Source organism: Nereida ignava (assembly GCF_047114695.1).
GTDB lineage: Bacteria > Pseudomonadota > Alphaproteobacteria > Rhodobacterales > Rhodobacteraceae > Nereida > Nereida ignava.
Window position 1 is genome coordinate 81,055 of the sequence record NZ_CP112885.1, and the last position, 17,267, is coordinate 98,321.

The 17,267-nt window shown below is 54.9% G+C and carries 15 protein-coding genes; 6 read left to right on the plus strand and 9 right to left on the minus strand.

What is annotated here, in order from left to right; translation table 11 throughout:
- Positions 1-9 precede the first annotated feature (9 nt).
- Positions 10-2,868: an excinuclease ABC subunit UvrA gene (gene uvrA, locus OLX08_RS00395; RefSeq protein WP_391481765.1), complete on the plus strand. Its 2,859-nt coding sequence runs from the start codon at positions 10-12 to the stop codon at positions 2,866-2,868.
- Between the two features lie 97 nt (positions 2,869-2,965).
- Positions 2,966-3,457 carry a pantetheine-phosphate adenylyltransferase gene (gene coaD, locus OLX08_RS00400; protein ID WP_391481766.1) on the plus strand — a complete coding sequence of 164 codons (492 nt, stop codon included), beginning with the start codon at positions 2,966-2,968 and terminating at the stop codon, positions 3,455-3,457.
- 75 nt (positions 3,458-3,532) lie between these two features.
- Here the strand turns inward: coaD and gap (OLX08_RS00405) are convergent, their stop codons facing one another.
- The 4 genes from gap (OLX08_RS00405) to tkt all read right to left on the minus strand — a co-directional run bounded on the left by gap (OLX08_RS00405) (position 3,533) and on the right by tkt (position 8,223).
- Positions 3,533-4,537: a type I glyceraldehyde-3-phosphate dehydrogenase gene (gene gap / locus OLX08_RS00405; RefSeq protein WP_391481768.1), complete on the minus strand. Its 1,005-nt coding sequence runs from the start codon at positions 4,535-4,537 to the stop codon at positions 3,533-3,535.
- Between the two features lie 103 nt (positions 4,538-4,640).
- On the minus strand, positions 4,641-4,784 hold the full coding sequence (locus tag OLX08_RS00410; RefSeq protein ID WP_391481769.1) for a hypothetical protein: 144 nt from the start codon (positions 4,782-4,784) through the stop codon (positions 4,641-4,643).
- An 83-nt stretch (positions 4,785-4,867) separates the two neighbouring features.
- Positions 4,868-5,872: a type I glyceraldehyde-3-phosphate dehydrogenase gene (gene gap / locus OLX08_RS00415; protein ID WP_048599082.1), complete on the minus strand. Its 1,005-nt coding sequence runs from the start codon at positions 5,870-5,872 to the stop codon at positions 4,868-4,870.
- 311 nt (positions 5,873-6,183) lie between these two features.
- Entirely contained in the window at positions 6,184-8,223 is a 2,040-nt protein-coding gene (gene tkt / locus OLX08_RS00420; protein ID WP_391481771.1) for a transketolase, read from the minus strand.
- Positions 8,224-8,399: 176 nt separating this feature from the next.
- Here tkt and OLX08_RS00425 point away from each other — a divergent pair, with 176 nt between their 5' ends.
- Together OLX08_RS00425 and OLX08_RS00430 are read left to right on the plus strand one after the other, a co-directional pair.
- The gene (locus OLX08_RS00425; protein ID WP_391481772.1) at positions 8,400-8,936 is read left to right on the plus strand and encodes a hypothetical protein; all 537 of its coding nucleotides are present in this window, start codon (positions 8,400-8,402) and stop codon (positions 8,934-8,936) included.
- A complete protein-coding gene (locus OLX08_RS00430; protein ID WP_391481775.1) occupies positions 8,936-9,331 on the plus strand; it encodes a cell division protein ZapA in 396 nt (131 codons plus the stop codon). Before OLX08_RS00425 ends, OLX08_RS00430 begins: the two co-directional genes overlap by 1 nt.
- Before the next feature lie 103 nt (positions 9,332-9,434).
- Here the strand turns inward: OLX08_RS00430 and grxD are convergent, their stop codons facing one another.
- From grxD to OLX08_RS00455, 5 genes are all read right to left on the minus strand, one after another.
- Positions 9,435-9,797: a Grx4 family monothiol glutaredoxin gene (gene grxD / locus OLX08_RS00435; protein WP_391481777.1), complete on the minus strand. Its 363-nt coding sequence runs from the start codon at positions 9,795-9,797 to the stop codon at positions 9,435-9,437.
- A gap of 46 nt (positions 9,798-9,843) precedes the next feature.
- The gene (locus OLX08_RS00440; RefSeq protein ID WP_341246582.1) at positions 9,844-10,080 is read right to left on the minus strand and encodes a BolA/IbaG family iron-sulfur metabolism protein; all 237 of its coding nucleotides are present in this window, start codon (positions 10,078-10,080) and stop codon (positions 9,844-9,846) included.
- Positions 10,081-10,175: 95 nt separating this feature from the next.
- Positions 10,176-12,335 carry a phosphoribosylformylglycinamidine synthase subunit PurL gene (gene purL, locus OLX08_RS00445; protein WP_391481779.1) on the minus strand — a complete coding sequence of 720 codons (2,160 nt, stop codon included), beginning with the start codon at positions 12,333-12,335 and terminating at the stop codon, positions 10,176-10,178.
- A gap of 92 nt (positions 12,336-12,427) precedes the next feature.
- Positions 12,428-13,882 (minus strand): Hint domain-containing protein, encoded by a 1,455-nt coding sequence (locus OLX08_RS00450; RefSeq protein ID WP_391481780.1) that lies wholly within the window; start codon positions 13,880-13,882, stop codon positions 12,428-12,430.
- A gap of 391 nt (positions 13,883-14,273) precedes the next feature.
- Positions 14,274-15,179, minus strand: coding sequence for a LysR family transcriptional regulator (locus tag OLX08_RS00455; protein WP_341246579.1), 906 nt, complete (start codon positions 15,177-15,179; stop codon positions 14,274-14,276).
- Between the two features lie 234 nt (positions 15,180-15,413).
- Between OLX08_RS00455 and OLX08_RS00460 the strand changes: the two genes are divergently transcribed.
- Together OLX08_RS00460 and OLX08_RS00465 are read left to right on the plus strand one after the other, a co-directional pair.
- On the plus strand, positions 15,414-16,349 hold the full coding sequence (locus tag OLX08_RS00460) for a lysophospholipid acyltransferase family protein (RefSeq protein WP_391481782.1): 936 nt from the start codon (positions 15,414-15,416) through the stop codon (positions 16,347-16,349).
- 53 nt (positions 16,350-16,402) lie between these two features.
- Entirely contained in the window at positions 16,403-17,215 is an 813-nt protein-coding gene (locus OLX08_RS00465) for a glutamate racemase (RefSeq protein WP_048599073.1), read from the plus strand.
- The last annotated feature ends 52 nt before the right edge of the window (positions 17,216-17,267 follow it).

Sequence of the window (17,267 nt, forward strand, 5' to 3'; positions counted from 1 at the left end):
GGGGGCGATATGCCAGAGCTGAAAAATATCGAAGTACGCGGCGCGCGTGAACACAATCTCAAGAACATTGATGTTGATATTCCACGCGACCAATTGGTGGTAATTACGGGCCTCTCTGGCTCTGGTAAATCCAGCTTGGCGTTTGATACGATCTATGCGGAGGGACAGCGGCGTTACGTTGAAAGCCTTAGCGCCTATGCCCGCCAATTCCTTGATATGATGGAAAAACCTGACGTTGATCACATCTCAGGTCTAAGTCCCGCCATTTCGATTGAGCAGAAAACGACCTCAAAGAATCCGCGCTCTACTGTTGGTACGGTGACCGAGATTTACGACTACATGCGGCTGTTGTTCGCCCGTGTCGGGACGCCGTATTCACCCGCGACGGGACTGCCTATTGAAGCGCAGCAAGTCCAAGACATGGTCGACCGCGTTATGGCAATGGAAGAGGGCACCCGTGGTTATCTTCTGGCGCCGATCATCCGCGACCGAAAGGGGGAGTACCGCAAAGAGTTTCTAGAGCTGCGCAAGCAAGGCTTTCAGCGCGTCAAAGTAGACGGCACGTTTTATGAGCTTGATGAGCCTCCGACGCTGGATAAAAAGTTCCGCCATGACATTGACGTGGTTGTTGATCGTATTGTGGTCCGCGAAGGGCTTGAGACGCGGCTTGCGGATAGTTTCCGAACCGCGCTTGATCTGGCGGACGGCATCACCATTCTGGAAACCGCCGTTGCCGAAGGGCAGGAGCCTGAGCGTTTTACGTTTTCTGAAAAATTCGCGTGTCCTGTTTCGGGCTTTACGATCCCTGAGATTGAGCCGCGTCTGTTTTCATTCAACGCGCCGTTTGGTGCGTGTCCTGCGTGTGATGGTCTGGGGCACGAGCTCTTTTTTGACGAACGCTTAGTGGTCCCTGATGCGACGCTCAAAATTTATGACGGTGCGCTGGCGCCGTGGCGCAAAGGTAAATCGCCTTATTTTCTCCAAACAATTGAGGCCATTGCCAAACATTACGAGTTTGACAAGAACACCCGCTGGAAAGACCTATCTGCCAAGGTGCAGCAGGTTTTTTTGCGCGGGTCTGGCGAGGAAGAAATTAGCTTTCGTTATGATGAGGGCGGCCGCGTCTATCAGGTCAGCCGCACGTTTGAAGGTGTGATCCCCAACATGGAGCGTCGCTACCGCGAGACAGACAGCTCTTGGGTCCGCGAAGAATTTGAGCGTTACCAGAACAATCGCCCATGTGGCGCGTGTGGTGGATACCGCCTGCGTGAAGAGGCGCTAGCAGTCAAAATTGCAGGGCTTCACGTGGGGCAAGTCGTTCAGATGTCCATCCGTGAGGCTTTTGAATGGTGTCAAAGCGTGCCTTCTGAGTTGAGCAAACAGAAGAACGAAATTGCAAAAGCAATTCTGAAGGAGATCAGCGAGCGCCTTGGATTCCTCAATAACGTTGGCCTTGAGTATCTGACGCTGTCGCGCAACGCGGGTACGCTTTCCGGCGGGGAAAGCCAGCGGATCCGTTTGGCCAGTCAGATTGGGTCGGGCCTGACAGGTGTTCTTTACGTGCTGGATGAGCCTTCTATCGGGCTTCATCAACGGGACAACGACCGGCTTTTGACGACCCTGAAAAATCTTCGTGATCAGGGCAATACAGTGATCGTTGTTGAGCACGACGAAGAAGCTATCCGCGAAGCGGACTATGTCTTTGACATTGGGCCTGGGGCCGGTGTCCACGGCGGCCAAGTTGTTGCTAAAGGCACGCCAGCGCAGATTGCGAAGAACAAAAACTCCGTGACAGGTCAGTACCTTACGGGTGTGCGCGAAATTCCTTACAGCACGGACCGGCGTAGGGGTAACAAAAAGAAAATTACCGTTCGCAAGGCGACGGGCAACAACCTGAAAGATGTGACGGTTGATTTCCCGCTTGGTAAATTTGTCTGCGTTACGGGTGTGTCGGGGGGCGGTAAATCTACGCTGACGATTGAGACGCTCTTCAAGACGGCCTCCATGCAGCTAAACGGTGCGCGACAAACGCCGGCACCTTGTGAAACCATTCGTGGCCTCGAACACCTAGATAAGGTGATCGACATCGATCAACGGGCGATCGGGCGCACCCCGCGCAGTAACCCTGCCACCTATACAGGTGCTTTCACGCCAATCCGTGACTGGTTTGCTGGACTTCCCGAGGCCAAGGCGCGTGGCTATAAACCAGGGCGCTTCAGCTTCAACGTGAAGGGGGGACGCTGTGAGGCGTGCCAAGGTGACGGTGTCATCAAAATCGAAATGCATTTTTTACCTGACGTTTACGTGGAATGTGAGACGTGCCGTGGGGCCCGCTATAACCGCGAAACTCTTGAGATTAAGTTTAAGGGTCAGTCGATTGCGGATGTTTTGAACATGACAGTCGAAGATGCGCAGACGTTCTTTAAGGCGGTGCCATCAATTCGTGAGAAGATGGACGCACTTATGCGGGTTGGCCTGGGCTACATCAAAGTCGGGCAACAAGCGACGACCCTGTCGGGGGGCGAAGCGCAGCGCGTCAAGCTGTCCAAAGAGCTGGCAAAACGCTCTACGGGCCGCACGCTCTATATTCTTGATGAGCCGACAACGGGCCTTCACTTTGAAGACGTGCGCAAGCTGCTCGAGGTGCTTCACGAGTTGGTAGAGGCGGGGAACACTGTCGTTGTGATTGAACATAACCTTGATGTCGTAAAGACGGCGGATTGGATCATCGACATTGGCCCCGAGGGTGGGGACGGTGGCGGCACGGTTGTTGCCACCGGCACGCCCGAGGATGTGGCGGAAGTCGACGCCTCGCACACGGGTCGCTATTTGAAGCCCATGTTGCAACCGCGTTCCGCACCAAGCTAACCCCTAAGGTATCCAAACGAGGCTGCTCCATAAACCGCTTGCGGTTATGGTGTGGCTTGGTGCAGTTTGAGGCACAATTGACGACAAGGCGGCCCCCATGCGCATCGGACTTTACCCCGGCACTTTTGATCCCATCACATTGGGCCATATGGACATCATCCGGCGCGCGGCGGCCCTTGTGGACCGGTTGGTTATTGGGGTTGCGATCAACCGTGATAAAGGACCGATGTTTAGTCTTGAGGAACGTGTCGCGATGGTCGAGGCCGAAACCTCACCCTTGGCGCAAGCCGCGGGCGTTGAGATTATTGCTCATCCTTTTGATAACCTTTTGATTGATTGTGCCCACGATGTTGGAGCAGGTGTCATCATTCGCGGGCTACGCGCTGTTGCCGATTTTGAGTACGAATATCAAATGGTTGGGATGAACCGACAGCTTGATGACAGTATTGAGACAGTATTTCTGATGGCCGAGGCACAGCACCAAGCGATCGCAAGCAAGCTTGTCAAAGAGATCGCGCGTCTTGGTGGGGACGTGAACAAATTCGTCACACCAACTGTCGCAGAGGCTCTGTCCAAAAAACTGGCCTAGACCGCGTTTTAGCAAAGAAAAAGCGCGCATCCAAAGTTGAACACGCGCCTTTTGCATTGATCTGGTGCAGTAGTCTTAGAGAAACTTGCCCATAGCAACTGCCGTGTCGCTCATGCGGTTCGAGAAGCCCCATTCGTTGTCATACCATGTCAGAATACGGACCATGTTGCCGTCCATGACTTTGGTTTGATCGGTTGCGAAAATTGATGAATGTGGGTCGTGGTTGAAGTCCATGCTGACAAGCGGATCATCAGTTACGCCCAAAATACCCTTAAGCGGGCCCGAGGCCGCAGCTGCGCGGATCGCATCGTTCACTTCTTCAGCTGTCACATCGCGGGCCGCTTCAAATGTCAGATCCACAACCGATACGTTTGGTGTGGGGACGCGGATTGCAACACCGTCCAGTTTGCCTGCAAGCTCTGGCAATACAAGGCCAACTGCTTTGGCCGCACCTGTTGAAGTAGGGATCATGGACATCGCCGCTGCCCGCGCGCGGTAAAGGTCCGAGTGCATCGTATCAAGCGTTGGCTGATCACCGGTGTAGCTGTGCACGGTTGTCATCATGCCTTTGACGATTCCGAAGTTGTCGTTCAGCACTTTTGCAACGGGGGACAGGCAGTTCGTAGTGCAGGACGCGTTTGACACAATGATGTCATCTGCGGTCAATTCACCGTCGTTTACGCCATAAACAATTGTTTTGTCTGCATCTTTACCGGGGGCCGAGATCAAAACGCGGCTTGAGCCGTTTTCAAGGTGCGCTTGGCACGCTTCTTTTGAGGTGAAGATGCCTGTGCATTCCATGACAACATCGACGTGTGCCCATGGCAAATCAGCGGGGTTACGCATTGCCGTTACTGCGATGGGGCCGCAGCCTACGTCAATGCTGGTGTCGGTTGTTGTGACGGTCGCAGGGAAGCGGCCGTGAACACTGTCAAAACGCAGCAAATGCGCGTTTGTCGCAACAGGGCCGAGGTCATTGATGGCAACAACTTCGATGTCAGTGCGGCCAGACTCGACGATGGCACGCAATACATTGCGACCGATGCGACCAAATCCGTTGATGGCTACTTTGATTGTCATGGAACCCATTCCCTTACTGTTCGAATATCTGTTACCGCTAACAAAACGAGTTGAGACCAAAGGTCAAGGCTGAACCCCGTTTGTGATCAATTGTAAGCAAAGATTAGCGCCAAAAAGCGAGGTATTCGATAAGCTCGATACCTTTTTGCGCCATAAACACGGTCGCGGCACTATCGTTACGCAACACATCCCACGTGATGGCGCCAATGATCACAGCACCAAGAAGTATCGCCAGCCTGTTGGTCATTTGTCGTCTGCCACGTGCCGGCCGCCCTAAATATTCAGGCGCTCCGGCATGCTGTAAATAAGCGGAAAGAACCGAGGCGCTGGTTAGTGAACCAGACGTCCCATCATGCCTGCCACATCGGCCATACGCACAGAGAACGCCCATTCGTTGTCATACCATGCCAGAACGCGCACAGTGCGGCCACCCACAACTTTGGTTTGGTCAGGCGCAAAGATGCATGAGTGAGGGGTGTGGTTAAAGTCGATCGAGACTTTTTGCTCAGCATCATAAGCCAGAACGGCGCTCATTTGTCCGGCTGCAGCGTCGGCCATGATGTCGTTGATCTCTTGCTCGGTAACGTCGCGGCCCGCTTCAAACGTCAGATCAACCGCTGATACGTTTGGCGTGGGAACGCGCATCGCTGTGCCATCCAATTTACCCGCAAGCTCGGGCAGTACTTCGCCCAATGCTTTGGCGGCACCTGTGGATGTCGGGATCATTGCCATGGCCGCTGCGCGCGCGCGGTAAAGGTCTTTGTGGCGGCGGTCTAGAGTTGGTTGATCGCCTGTGTAGCTGTGAATGGTCGTCATCATGCCGCGCTCAATCCCAACAGTGTCATTCAGCACTTTGGCCAACGGAGCCAGGCAGTTGGTGGTGCATGACCCGTTTGAAATCATCCGCTCGTCCGCTTTTAGATCGCGGTGGTTCACACCGTATACGATGGTGCGATCTACATTTGTGCCAGGGGCGGACAGCAGCACTTTCTTGGCGCCGCGCTCAAGGTGGATCGCGGATTTATGGCCGTCGTTGAATTTGCCTGTGCATTCCATCAAGACGTCAACGCCGCTCCAGTCCAGCTCTTCCGGGTTATAGGTGCTTTGAACGTCAATCGGACCGCGGCCCAGATCAATAGAATTAGCGTCAGTGGTAATCGTGCCGTTGTAGCGTCCGTGAACGCTGTCATAACGCAGCAAGTGGGCGTTTGTCTCAATCGGGCCAGTGGCGTTGATCTTTACGACCTGCACATCGTTACGGCCCATCTCGTGAATGGCCGCCAAGGTGCACCGTCCGATACGTCCAAACCCGTTAATGCCTACTTTAACTGTCATGACCCGATCCTTTGGTTAGTGGCTCGTCTTACCATGGGCTTAGGGGGTCTGGGGGCAGGGGCCAAGACAAAAGGCGTTTTGCATCAACATGTTAGCGATAAAGGTGGCTTGGTGGTGTCTGTTCGCGCTAACGGTTTGCGCTAACGGATGCGGTCGTGTGTGAAGTTACGTACGGCGGCGGTAGATTTTGTATGCATTTGTATGCGATTTGTGCTGTTCGATAGAATCACAAACGGCGACCCCATGGTGAGGCCGCCGTAGTGTGTTGTGTCATCGAAAGTGCGAGACGTGCCGCGCTTATCGTCGTGTGATCAAAGAAGTGATTTTGCTTTGTCGGCCACGGCCTGTGCTGTGATGCCGAACTTTTCGTAAAGCACTTCTGCAGGTGCCGACGCGCCGAAGCCTTCCATACCGACAAAGCCAGCTTTTGCTGCTTTGCCGCGCTCACCGCTCAGCCATTGATCCCAACCGAATTGTACGCCTGCCTCAACGGCAACGCGCACGGGACCACCGGGCAGCACGCGCTTGCGGTAGCTTTCCTCTTGGGCTGCGAAAAGCTCCCAGCAGGGCATGGAAACAACGCGTGTGCCGATGCCTTCAGCTTGCAAAATATCCCGTGCTGCCATTGCGATCTCAACTTCTGAACCCGTTGCCATCAAGATCACTTGGCGTTTGCCCTCTGCATCAGCCAAAACATACGCGCCCTGGGATGTAAGGTTCTTGGTTTTGTGCTCGGTGCGTAGGGTTGGCAGGTTCTGACGGGTCAACGACAAGGTTGCTGGTGTCTTTTTGCTGCTCAGCGCAAGTTCCCACGCCTCGGCGGTTTCAACTGTGTCGCATGGGCGGAACACGTGCATGTTGGGCGTGGCGCGCAACATGGCAAGATGCTCAACCGGTTGGTGTGTTGGACCGTCTTCACCAAGACCGATGCTGTCGTGGGTCATGACGTATGTCACCGGAATTCCCATCAACGCAGACAAACGCATAGAAGGGCGTGCATAATCGGTGAAGCACATGAACGTCCCGCCGTAGGGGCGGATGCCACCGTGTAGCGCCATGCCGTTCATTGCAGCGGCCATGCCGTGCTCGCGGATACCGTAATACACGTAGCGGCCTTTGCGGTTGTCCGTATCAAAAACGCCCAGATCGGCAGTCTTTGTGTTGTTTGAGCCAGTCAAATCAGCTGAGCCGCCGATTGTCTCGCTGCAGATCGGGTTGACCGCAGCCAGCACCATCTCGGAGGATTTACGTGTCGCGACACTTGGGGCTGTTTCGCTGATGCTCTTTTTCAGCGCCTTGATCGTGGCCGATAGTTTCTTTGGGGCGTCACCGGCAAAAGCGCGATTGAACTCGGCTTGCTTGCCGCCTGACAGGGTTGCGAAACGCGCTTGCCACGCGGTGAAGTCTGCGTTGCCGCGGCTGCCGATGGCTTCCCATGCGGCTTTGATATCTGCGGGCACTTCGAACGGACCTGTGGTCCAGCCATAACGTGCTTTGGCTTCTGCCATTGCAGCGGCGTCCGTAAGCGCGCCGTGTCCTTTGGATGTGTCTTGTGCAGCGTGGCCCAATGCGATGTGGGTTTTGCAGGCAATCATAGATGGTTTGCCAGATTTCTTGGCAGCAACAATAGCCGCATCAATGGCAGCTGCGTCATGGCCGTCGATATCTTGGACGTGCCAGCCTGCAGATTTGAAGCGCATCACTTGATCTGTGCGGTCTGACAGCTCAACGGTGCCATCGATAGTGATGTTGTTGTTGTCCCAAAACACGATCAATTTGCTTAGCTCTTGACGGCCAGCAAGGGCGATAGCCTCTTGGCTGATACCTTCCATCAAGCACCCGTCACCGGCGATAACATAGGTGTGGTGGTCCACAACTTTCTTACCGTAATGTGCACGCAGGCTTTCTTCCGCCATGGCAAAACCGACAGAGTTTGCGATACCTTGACCAAGCGGGCCGGTGGTTGTTTCAACGCCTTTGGCGTGGCCGAATTCAGGGTGACCTGCGGTGATCGCGCCCCACTGGCGGAAGTTTTTTACCTGATCAAGGGTCATGTCCTCGTAGCCCGTCAGGTGCAACAGCGCATAGACCAGCATGGAACCGTGGCCTGCCGACAGAATGAAGCGGTCACGATCGGGCCAATCAGGGTTTTTTGCGTCAAACTTCAGGTGCTTTTCAAAAAGCACAGTTGCCACGTCCGCCATGCCAATGGGCATGCCTGTGTGACCGGAATTCGCTGCTGCAACACCGTCCAAAGCAAGCGCGCGGATCGCGGCGGCTTTCTTCCAGTGGTCAGGGTTCGCGCTGGCGAGCGTTGCAATGTCGACGGGCTCAAAGCTTGTATCAGGCACTGGGTGAATTCCTTTGAAGTGGCGTTGATAGTGGCATTCCCGTTCCCGATAGGCCGCAGATGGGTGAATATCAAGCGCGCAGGCCCGCTTTGGGCGCAAAAACTGGCGAATTGCTTGCAATTTCGTTGATCTTAGCAAAGATATTGAGGCGATAAGAAAAACAAGGATGCGAGCAGATGAGCGACATCGAAGATCTTGACCGACGCCTAAAAGCGGCCCTTGAGCGTATTGATCGCGCGATTGAAAGTGGTACGCCAACGCAACCTCAAGCTGAGCCTGCAACCGAGGCGGCCATTGATCAAGCGGCGCTTGATAATGCGATTGTACAAGCCCGTGATGCAGAAGCGCAGGTAGTTGCACTTCAATCTGCGGTAGATGCCGCGCACGCACAAAATGCGGAGCTGTCTGCACACGTTGCACAACTTGAGGCGGCCCAAGCCGAACATGTACCTCAGGTGAGCCATCCTGACATGACCGCAGATGTGGCGCGGCTCAGCGCGGATGTGCAAGCGTTGCAAGCGGCGAACCAGCAGTTGCGTGACAACAACACCGCATTGCGGGCCGCCAATGAGCAGAGGCTGGCGGATGCAGAACTGATTAACCAATCCGCCGAGGCCGAGTTAACGGCTTTGCGCGCGGCGCGTGCTGCAGACCGTTCTGAATTGGATATGATTTTGACCAACCTGCGCCCGATCATTGAGGAGACCGTATAATGGCTACAGTTGATATCACCGTTGGTGGCCGCACGTTCGAAGTGGCATGCCAGGTCGGCGAGGAAAGCTATCTGTTGGCGGCGGCGGGCATGCTCGACGTTGAGGCGAACGTATTGATCGAACAGATCGGACGGCTGCCCGAGGCGCGGATGCTTTTGATGGCTGGCCTTATGTTGGCGGACAAAACCGCGGCCCTTGAGGATAAGACCAAAACCCAAGATGCCAAAATCGCGGAGTTGGAAGCAGAATTAGCTGAGCTGAAGGGCCGTCCGGCGCCTGAGCCCGATCGGATTGAAGTGGCGGTCGTGCCGCCGTCCATCACAGACACTTTGCAAGAGCTTGCGGCCCGTGCTGAAAGCCTTGCCCAGAAAGCCGAGGAACGTGCGGCAGGTTAGGTCTGCTTCACCCGCAACTATAAACAAAGCCCGCCGCGAGGGATGTTCGCGGCGGGCTTTATTGTTTCATTGCCAGCGTTCGGAGCGTGGCAAAATCAAATACTTACGCGTTTGCTTCGCGAATTTGATCTGCTTTTTCTTTGTCAAACGTCACAGCGTTTTCTGCGAAAAGCGTATCCAGCTCACCCGATAGGGTCATTTCGGTGATGATATCGCAGCCACCGACGAACTCACCTTTGACGTAAAGCTGGGGAATTGTCGGCCAGTCGCTGAAGTCTTTGATGCCTTGGCGAATGTCTTCATCAGCCAGCACATTCACATCAGCGTACTCAACGCCCATGAAGTTCAACACACCTGCAACCCGCGATGAAAACCCACATTGGGGCATCTCTTTGGTGCCTTTCATGTAGAGCACAACATCATTGGCCGCGTTGGTTTCGGAAATGCGTGTCTTTGCGTCGCTCATCGTAAATTACCTTTCGGAAGTAATGCTTTAGGCGGTGATCTTAATGTTATTCAGGTGCCCGAGTGGTCAGCGCCAGCGCGTGCAGTTCACCGTGGCTGCCGTCCATCTTGCCTTTCAGGGCTGCGTAAACGGCGCGCTGTTGTTGGACGCGGTTTTTGCCTTTGAAACTGGCATCCACGACCTCGGCGGCGAAATGCTGGCCGTCATCCCCTTGGACGGTAATTGTCGCTTCGGGAAATTCGGCGCGGATCAGGCTTTCGATGTCAGTCGCTGTGATGGGCATGGTGGTGGTCCTTTTCGCTTGGGACAAGAGATAGGCAGGCCTGCGGCTCTATGCAAGTCATCGCGCCGCAGGACCGTATCTGTGTATGGGGCGGTTTAGGCCACGGAAGCCGCGAAGCTGGTACGGAAGACCTGTGACAGTTCCGCAAGAGGGGCTTCTGATCCGCCCATTTTGACTGTGTCGCCCGTAAAGCGGCCCACCGAGGTGATGGTGACGCCCGCTTGACCCGCTGCAATCATCAATGCTTCGGCTTTGTCGAATGAGGTCGCAATCAAATAGCGGGCCTGATCTTCACCAAACAGGGTCGGAGTGTCCGCACTGTCGAGAAGCACACCAACACCGGCGGTTTCGGCCATTTCAAATGCGGCGAGTGCGAGGCCACCGTCTGCAATGTCTGTGCAGGCATCGATCCATTCGGCGTTGGCGCGAATGAAGTCACCGTTGGCTTTTTCAGCGGCCAGATCAACTGCTGGCGCATCACCGTCCTCACGGTTGAAGACCTCAGCAAGTAGGGCGGATTGGCCCAAATGACCCTCGGCTTCGCCTACCTGCAGCAACACGTGGCCTTCGCGCACGTCGCGGGCAATCAGCGCTGCTTCGTCACGGATTAAGCCAACTGCGCCAATTGTTGGTGTTGGCAAAATAGCAGCACCGTCGGTTTCATTGTAAAGGCTGACGTTGCCGGAAACGATTGGCATATCCAGCGCCTCAACAGCCGCAGAGATACCCTGAATCGCGCCTACGAATTGGCCCATGATGCTGGGTTTCTCGGGGTTGCCGAAGTTCATGTTGTCAGTCGTAGCCAGCGGCGTCGCGCCCACGGCTGTGAGGTTGCGGTATGCTTCTGCAACAGCTTGTTTGCCACCCTCAACAGGGTTTGCGCGGACATAGCGGGGGGTCACGTCAGATGTGAAGGCCAACATTTTGTCTGTGCCATGTACCCGCACGATGCCAGCACCCGCGCCGGGGATGCGCACTGTGTCGCCCATAACCATGCTGTCATATTGCTCGTATACCCATGATTTTGCGCCGTAGTTTGGCGTCGAGATCAGCGCGCGCAGACCGTCGATCGGATCGATTTGCGGAACATCTTCAAGAGGAGCGGCCGCTGGTGTCGGTTCCCAAGGGCGGTCATATTCAGGTGCCGTTGATGCCAGTTTCGAGAGCGGAAGATCGGCTTTAATCTCGCCGTTGAGCATGATCAAGAAACGGTCTTCGGCGATGGTTTCACCGACGATCGCAAAATCGAGGTCCCATTTATCAAAGACGGCTTTTGCCTCGGCCTCAAGCTCGGGTTTGAGCACCATCAACATGCGCTCTTGGCTCTCGGAGAGCATCATTTCGTAGGCGGTCATATGCTCTTCGCGGACAGGCACGTCTTCAAGGTTCAGCTTGATGCCAAGGCCACCTTTGTCGCCCATTTCCACGGCTGAGCAGGTCAGCCCCGCAGCGCCCATATCCTGGATCGAGATCACAGCGCCCGTGGCCATCAATTCAAGCGTCGCTTCCATCAAACGTTTTTCGGTGAACGGGTCTCCAACCTGAACGGTCGGGCGTTTTTCTTCGATATTTTCGTCAAACTCGGCAGAGGCCATTGTTGCGCCACCTACACCGTCACGGCCTGTTTTCGCGCCCAAATAGACCACAGGCATGCCAAGGCCCGAAGCGGCTGAGTAAAAGATTTTGTCTGCATCTGCGAGGCCTGCGGCAAATGCATTTACCAAACAATTGCCATTGTAGGCTGCGTGAAAGCGGACTTCGCCGCCAACAGTCGGAACGCCAAAACAGTTGCCATAGCCGCCGACGCCCGCAACGACACCGTTGACCAGCTGCGGTGTTCTAGGGTGGCTTGGCTCACCAAATGAGAGTGAGTTCATCGCAGCAATAGGACGGGCACCCATTGTGAAGACGTCGCGCAAAATACCACCCACGCCAGTAGCAGCCCCTTGATAGGGTTCAATGTAGCTGGGGTGGTTGTGAGATTCCATTTTGAAAACAACGGCTTGACCGTCGCCAATGTCGACAACACCTGCGTTCTCACCGGGACCGCAGATCACTTGGGGGCCAGTGGTGGGCAGTGTACGAAGCCATTTTTTGGAGGATTTATACGAGCAGTGCTCGTTCCACATAGCCGAAAAAATACCCAGTTCAGTGAACGTTGGAGCACGGCCGATGATCTCAAGAATGCTGTCGTATTCGTCGGGGGAAAGCCCGTGTGCAGCGATCAGATCAGGCGTGAGTGCGGGTTCGGTCATGGCGCAAAAAGTCCCCTATGTGGCGTTGGGTATCTCTTAGAGCAGCTTTGAGAAAAGGGGAAGGGGCCACGCCTGTGGTTCTGGTTTGTGTTTCAGCAGGCGGGATCATGGTGCAAGAGCGGCAGAACAGGCGTGAGGGGCGTGTGATCTGGGCTTTCGCGGAGCAGGCTTTCAACAGGCAGATCATTCGCAAAGATGATGTGATGCCGCTCAAACAGTAAGTTGCAATAGAGCGCCGTTTGCCGTCCGCGCATCGCCCTGATGCCTTTGCGGTTAGTCAGTTTGGTCGCGGGCACCAGTGCACCATCGATGACAATACGGTGTTGCGGTGATGTGATAAGGTCTGTGCTGGGTACGTTGCCGAATGTATTTGCGCGGATGAGGATGGGTTTTGCGGGATCATCGGGGCTGTGAAAATGTAGCCTTTCCGAGGTGAGCCGCAGCAGCGGTTGCGGGCCAGCATCGTGGGTCGCGATCAGCTGCCCTTTGGTGAGTGTTTGAACGGGATGCGGACCATCGGGGGTACGGATTAACGTATCTGCCGCAAGACAAAGCGGGGCGGCAGAGAAACGGAAATTGGCACTGCTTAGGGTGCTGGCATCAACATTAACAAGGACGAGGCAGTCGGCGTTGTCATACGTGATGACCGCGTCCGTTCCCCATTGGCTCAGCCGGCTTTGTACATCTGAAAACGACGACATTTCTGCCATATCAAAGGCGATGATATCGGGTTCGGTATAATCGAAGTCATCAATCTGGTCACTGCCGTGCCCGTCGCGAATGATGAAAACATCATGTGTGGATAGGTTGCCGGCAACCATGCGATCATCGCCCGGTCCGCCTTCGATCGTATCTTGTTGGGCGCCCCCATAAATTGTGTCGTTGCCGCGCCCGCCGAGCAGAATATCATCGCCGTCACCGCCATAAAGCGTGTCATCACCGCGCCCACCGGTGATGTAGTCGTGATCGCTGCCGCCAAAAAGTGTATCATGACCGTCTTCGCCTCGGATCGTGTCGCGGCCGCTGCCACCATCAATGCTGTCGTTGCCGTCGCCACCATAAATGATGTCATTCTGGCCGCCGCCTGACACGGTGTCGTTGCCATGCCCTGCAGATATTTCGTCATCGCCATCATCACCGGAGATCGAATCGTCACCGGCTGACCCCCAGATGTCATCATTACCTTGGCCGGCAGAAATAGTGTCGTGGCCTGCACCGCCATCGAGTGTGTCGGCACCATCGCCACCGAATATGTGATCATTCCCTTCGCCGCCGTGAACGCTATCGTTGCCCAGCCCGCCGCTTAGGGTATCGTTTCCGAAATCCCCCCACAGATCATCATCGCCGTCGTCACCGCGAATGTTGTCGTTACCAGCATTGCCACCCAGAGCGTCGTTACCACGACCACCGGAAATGCTGTCATCTCCGCCACCACCCTCAATCCAGTCGTCACCGTCGCCGCCTGAAATGGAGGTATTACCGTTTCCAGATACGATAACATTGTCTGATCCGTTGGTGCCGGTGATTGTGGCAATGTAACTACTCATAGGCGCGCGATTAACTCATTCGTGGGGTAGGTCAGCTAGCGTGGCTAAAGCGTGCGGGTAAACGGGGGGTTACCAATTAAAATTGAAGTAATAATTAGTGCCAAGGTAATACTAAACTAACCATATGCCCGTGCGCTGGTGTGTAGGCGCCGCTAGCATTCGCCCAGATGCCTTGTTCACGCAGGCGAGAGGCAAAAAAAAGCCGGGCTCGCAAATTGCGGGGGCCCGGCGAAGTCCAACAGGGAGGTAGTTAAACAATCGCTTAACTATGCCGCCCAATTAGGGACTGTTTCCCATTGCCGCAAGAGTTAAGTGGTTAAAATTTGCGCAATGCTGCTATGCGTTTTTTGCATAGCTGACGGGTCATTGAGGCGTCTGAAAAGTACTACTCTTAGCGCATGACCGGTGCTGCAGCCTTTTGGCGATCAAGGGCGATCTGTTTTTGAACAAAATCGCGGAATGCGGCGATACGTTTGGAATGGCGTAATTCTTCAGGAAAAGCTAAATACACAGGGACTTCCGTTGATTGGACGTCTGGCAAAACGCGCACCAAATCGGGCGTGTCTACTTGGACGTAATCTGGCAGTACCCCAATCCCAAGGTTGTTCAAAACGCCCTGCAGCACACCAAAGTAGTTGTTCACTGTCAGCAAGCTAGTGATGTCTTGGGTCATTAATTCGGCTGCAAGCCGTTGTCCCGCGCCTACTTGGATGGAATCAGGTGACTGACAAATTAACCTATGATCCCCGAGGGATTTCAGGTCTTGCGGCGCGCCGTGTTGCTCAACATAGCTTTTGCTGGCGAATAAAACCATGCGCACAGTCATCAGCTTTTTGCGGATCAGGTCCGCTTGCGATGGCTCTTTCATCCGGATCGCGACATCCGCCTCACGCATAGGAAGGTCAAGCACGCGTTCTTCCAACATCAGGTCAATCTTGAGGTCAGGAAAATCCTCGTAAAGGGCGGGCAGGCGAGGGGCCAGCCACAAACTTCCGAACCCCAAAGTGGTGGTGACGCGCAGGTCGCCGAACACTTCTTCTTCGCTGTCACGAATACGGGCGGATGCCGCATCAAGACGCTTGTTCATGGCCTGTGTCGCATCGAAAAGCAGCTCGCCTTGTTCTGTCAAAATGAGACCACGAGCATGTCTGTGAAACAGCGTCGTATTGAGTGATTCCTCAAGCGCGCGAACTTGGCGGCTTACAGCAGACTGAGACAGGTGAAGTGTGTCTCCCGCGTGTGTCAGGCTGCCCGCATCAGCGACCGCATGAAAAATACGTAATTTATCCCAGTCCATCGCAGGCCCCGCGCCGTAGGTGTTTTGCCACTCTGCACAGAGCGGTATTTGGTGTTAAAATAGGGACTTAGCGGCCTACATGCAACGTAAGCTTGGTTTGGGTGTCTCAATAATCGGAAATATGGGTGATTACGCTACGGCATGATCAAGAATTGAGCGGCTTGATGTAAAATGCTGCGCGCAGTAACCAATTCCCGTGTGCGTTGCTAAACGTACTCTTGAACGGATCAGATCATGGTATCTTCACGCCTCCCACGCCGGCTGTCTCGCGATCATGAAGTCGCTCGTGAAATCACTTATGCCCACTCTGCGGCGTCTCGCGGCGGTAAGTTTTTGGTTCGTGCCACTGAAAATTTTACGGGCCGATTGGGCTTGATCCATCGCGCCCGCGGGTATGACGCAGACGTGGCAGCGGGAGGGGATTTTTGGGAAATCCTTGCGCGACGCTACGGGGTAAAGCTTGATGTGCGCGAGGGCAGCTTAGATGCCATTCCACAATCAGGCCCGTTGATCGTGGTTGCAAACCATCCGTTCGGTATTCTGGACGGGATGATGATGGGCTACATTCTGTCGCGCGTGCGGCGCGGGGATTTCCGGATTTTGGCGAACTCGGTGTTTCACAAGGCCGAAGACATCCAGCGCATTGTGCTGCCGATCAGTTTTGATCAAACCAAAGAAGCTATGCGCATCAACCTTGAGACGCGAAAGCACAGCCTTGAGTATTTAGCGCAGGGCGGTGCGGTTGGCGTTTTCCCGGGTGGTACCGTGAGCACGTCAGCACGGCCTTTTGGTCGCCCGCTTGATCCTGCATGGCGCAGCTTTACGGCTAAAATGGTGGCAAAATCTGGTGCCACTGTCCTGCCGATTTACTTTGAAGGGACCAACAGCCGGCTCTTTCAGGTTGCCAGTCACCTCCATCCAAATCTCAGAATGGCTCTTTTGATCAATGAGTTTCGCCGCCGCGTTGATAGTGCCGTTGGCGTGCGTATCGGTGCGCCATTGCCCCAGAGCGAGCTGGATGCCCGCGCAAAAGACCCCCGCGCGATGATGGGATATCTCCGGGCGCAGACATACGCCCTTGGGGATCCATCAGTTGGTGAGACTTTGGGGTATGAGTTTGAAAATAATCATAAAACAGCAGAGCAATTAATTGAACGGCGTGTATACTGATCCCATACGATGCAAGTCGTGTGTGGATGGATTTGGCCGCGTGGAGGGTGCGCATGGCAGTAGGTGTATTTGATAGTGGATTAGGCGGATTGACCGTGCTGCAGGCCTTGGAAGAGCGCTTGCCCGATGTGCCGTTTATCTATCTCGGTGACAACAAACACGCGCCGTACGGGGTGCGCGATGCAGATGATGTTTACCGTTTAACGCGCGAGGCCGTTTATGAGTTGTGGTCACGGGGCTGCAATCTTGTGATCCTTGCGTGCAACACTGCATCGGCTGCGGCGCTACGTCGGATGCAGGAAGAGGGCGTGCCACAGGGCAAACGTGTGCTTGGTGTGTTTGTCCCCTTAATTGAGGCGATGACCGAACGGGGCTGGGGCGATAACTCGCCGCCGCGCGAAGTTGATGTGAAACACGTGGCGCTTTTCGCCACCCCCGCAACAGTTAGAAGTCGCGCGTTTCAGCGCGAGTTGGCATTTCGTGCGATCGGCGTTGATGTTGAGGCGCAGGCCTGTGGCGGCGTAGTGGACGCGATTGAAGACGGTGATTTGATCCTGGCCGAAGCTTTGGTGCGCAGTCACGTGGACGCACTTCAACGCAAAATGCCAAGCCCTGATGCAGCTATTCTGGGGTGTACGCATTATCCCCTGTTAGAAGATATCTTTGCCAAGGCTTTGGGCGGCAATGTCAAAGTGTTCAGCCAACCGCGCGTGGTGGCTGATAGCCTTGCTGATTATCTTGAGCGACGCCCTGATATGATTGGTGATGCAAAGGCGCGCAGCTTTTTGACCACGGGCGACCCCGCAACTGTATCAAACCGCGCAACCCAATTTATGAAGCGCGGCATCACCTTTGAGGCGCTCTAGAGCGGATTTGGCAGTTGTGATTGAAACGCTGGCTGCTTTGCGCTTAAAGGGC

Bases quoted from the DNA above. Each gene is read 5' to 3' on its own strand.
- grxD (WP_391481777.1), bottom strand. From the start codon at position 9,797: ATGAGCGACGCAAAGACACGCATTTCCGAAACCAACGCGGCCAATGAT.
- OLX08_RS00455 (WP_341246579.1), bottom strand. From the start codon at position 15,179: ATGGACTGGGATAAATTACGTATTTTTCATGCGGTCGCTGATGCGGGC.
- OLX08_RS00430 (WP_391481775.1), top strand. From the start codon at position 8,936: ATGGCTACAGTTGATATCACCGTTGGTGGCCGCACGTTCGAAGTGGCA.
- OLX08_RS00410 (WP_391481769.1), bottom strand. From the start codon at position 4,784: ATGACCAACAGGCTGGCGATACTTCTTGGTGCTGTGATCATTGGCGCC.
- OLX08_RS00465 (WP_048599073.1), top strand. From the start codon at position 16,403: ATGGCAGTAGGTGTATTTGATAGTGGATTAGGCGGATTGACCGTGCTG.
- uvrA (WP_391481765.1), top strand. From the start codon at position 10: ATGCCAGAGCTGAAAAATATCGAAGTACGCGGCGCGCGTGAACACAAT.
- OLX08_RS00425 (WP_391481772.1), top strand. From the start codon at position 8,400: ATGAGCGACATCGAAGATCTTGACCGACGCCTAAAAGCGGCCCTTGAG.
- OLX08_RS00450 (WP_391481780.1), bottom strand. From the start codon at position 13,882: ATGAGTAGTTACATTGCCACAATCACCGGCACCAACGGATCAGACAAT.
- coaD (WP_391481766.1), top strand. From the start codon at position 2,966: ATGCGCATCGGACTTTACCCCGGCACTTTTGATCCCATCACATTGGGC.
- gap (WP_048599082.1), bottom strand. From the start codon at position 5,872: ATGACAGTTAAAGTAGGCATTAACGGGTTTGGACGTATCGGACGGTGC.
- gap (WP_391481768.1), bottom strand. From the start codon at position 4,537: ATGACAATCAAAGTAGCCATCAACGGATTTGGTCGCATCGGTCGCAAT.
- OLX08_RS00460 (WP_391481782.1), top strand. From the start codon at position 15,414: ATGGTATCTTCACGCCTCCCACGCCGGCTGTCTCGCGATCATGAAGTC.
- purL (WP_391481779.1), bottom strand. From the start codon at position 12,335: ATGACCGAACCCGCACTCACGCCTGATCTGATCGCTGCACACGGGCTT.
- OLX08_RS00440 (WP_341246582.1), bottom strand. From the start codon at position 10,080: ATGCCCATCACAGCGACTGACATCGAAAGCCTGATCCGCGCCGAATTT.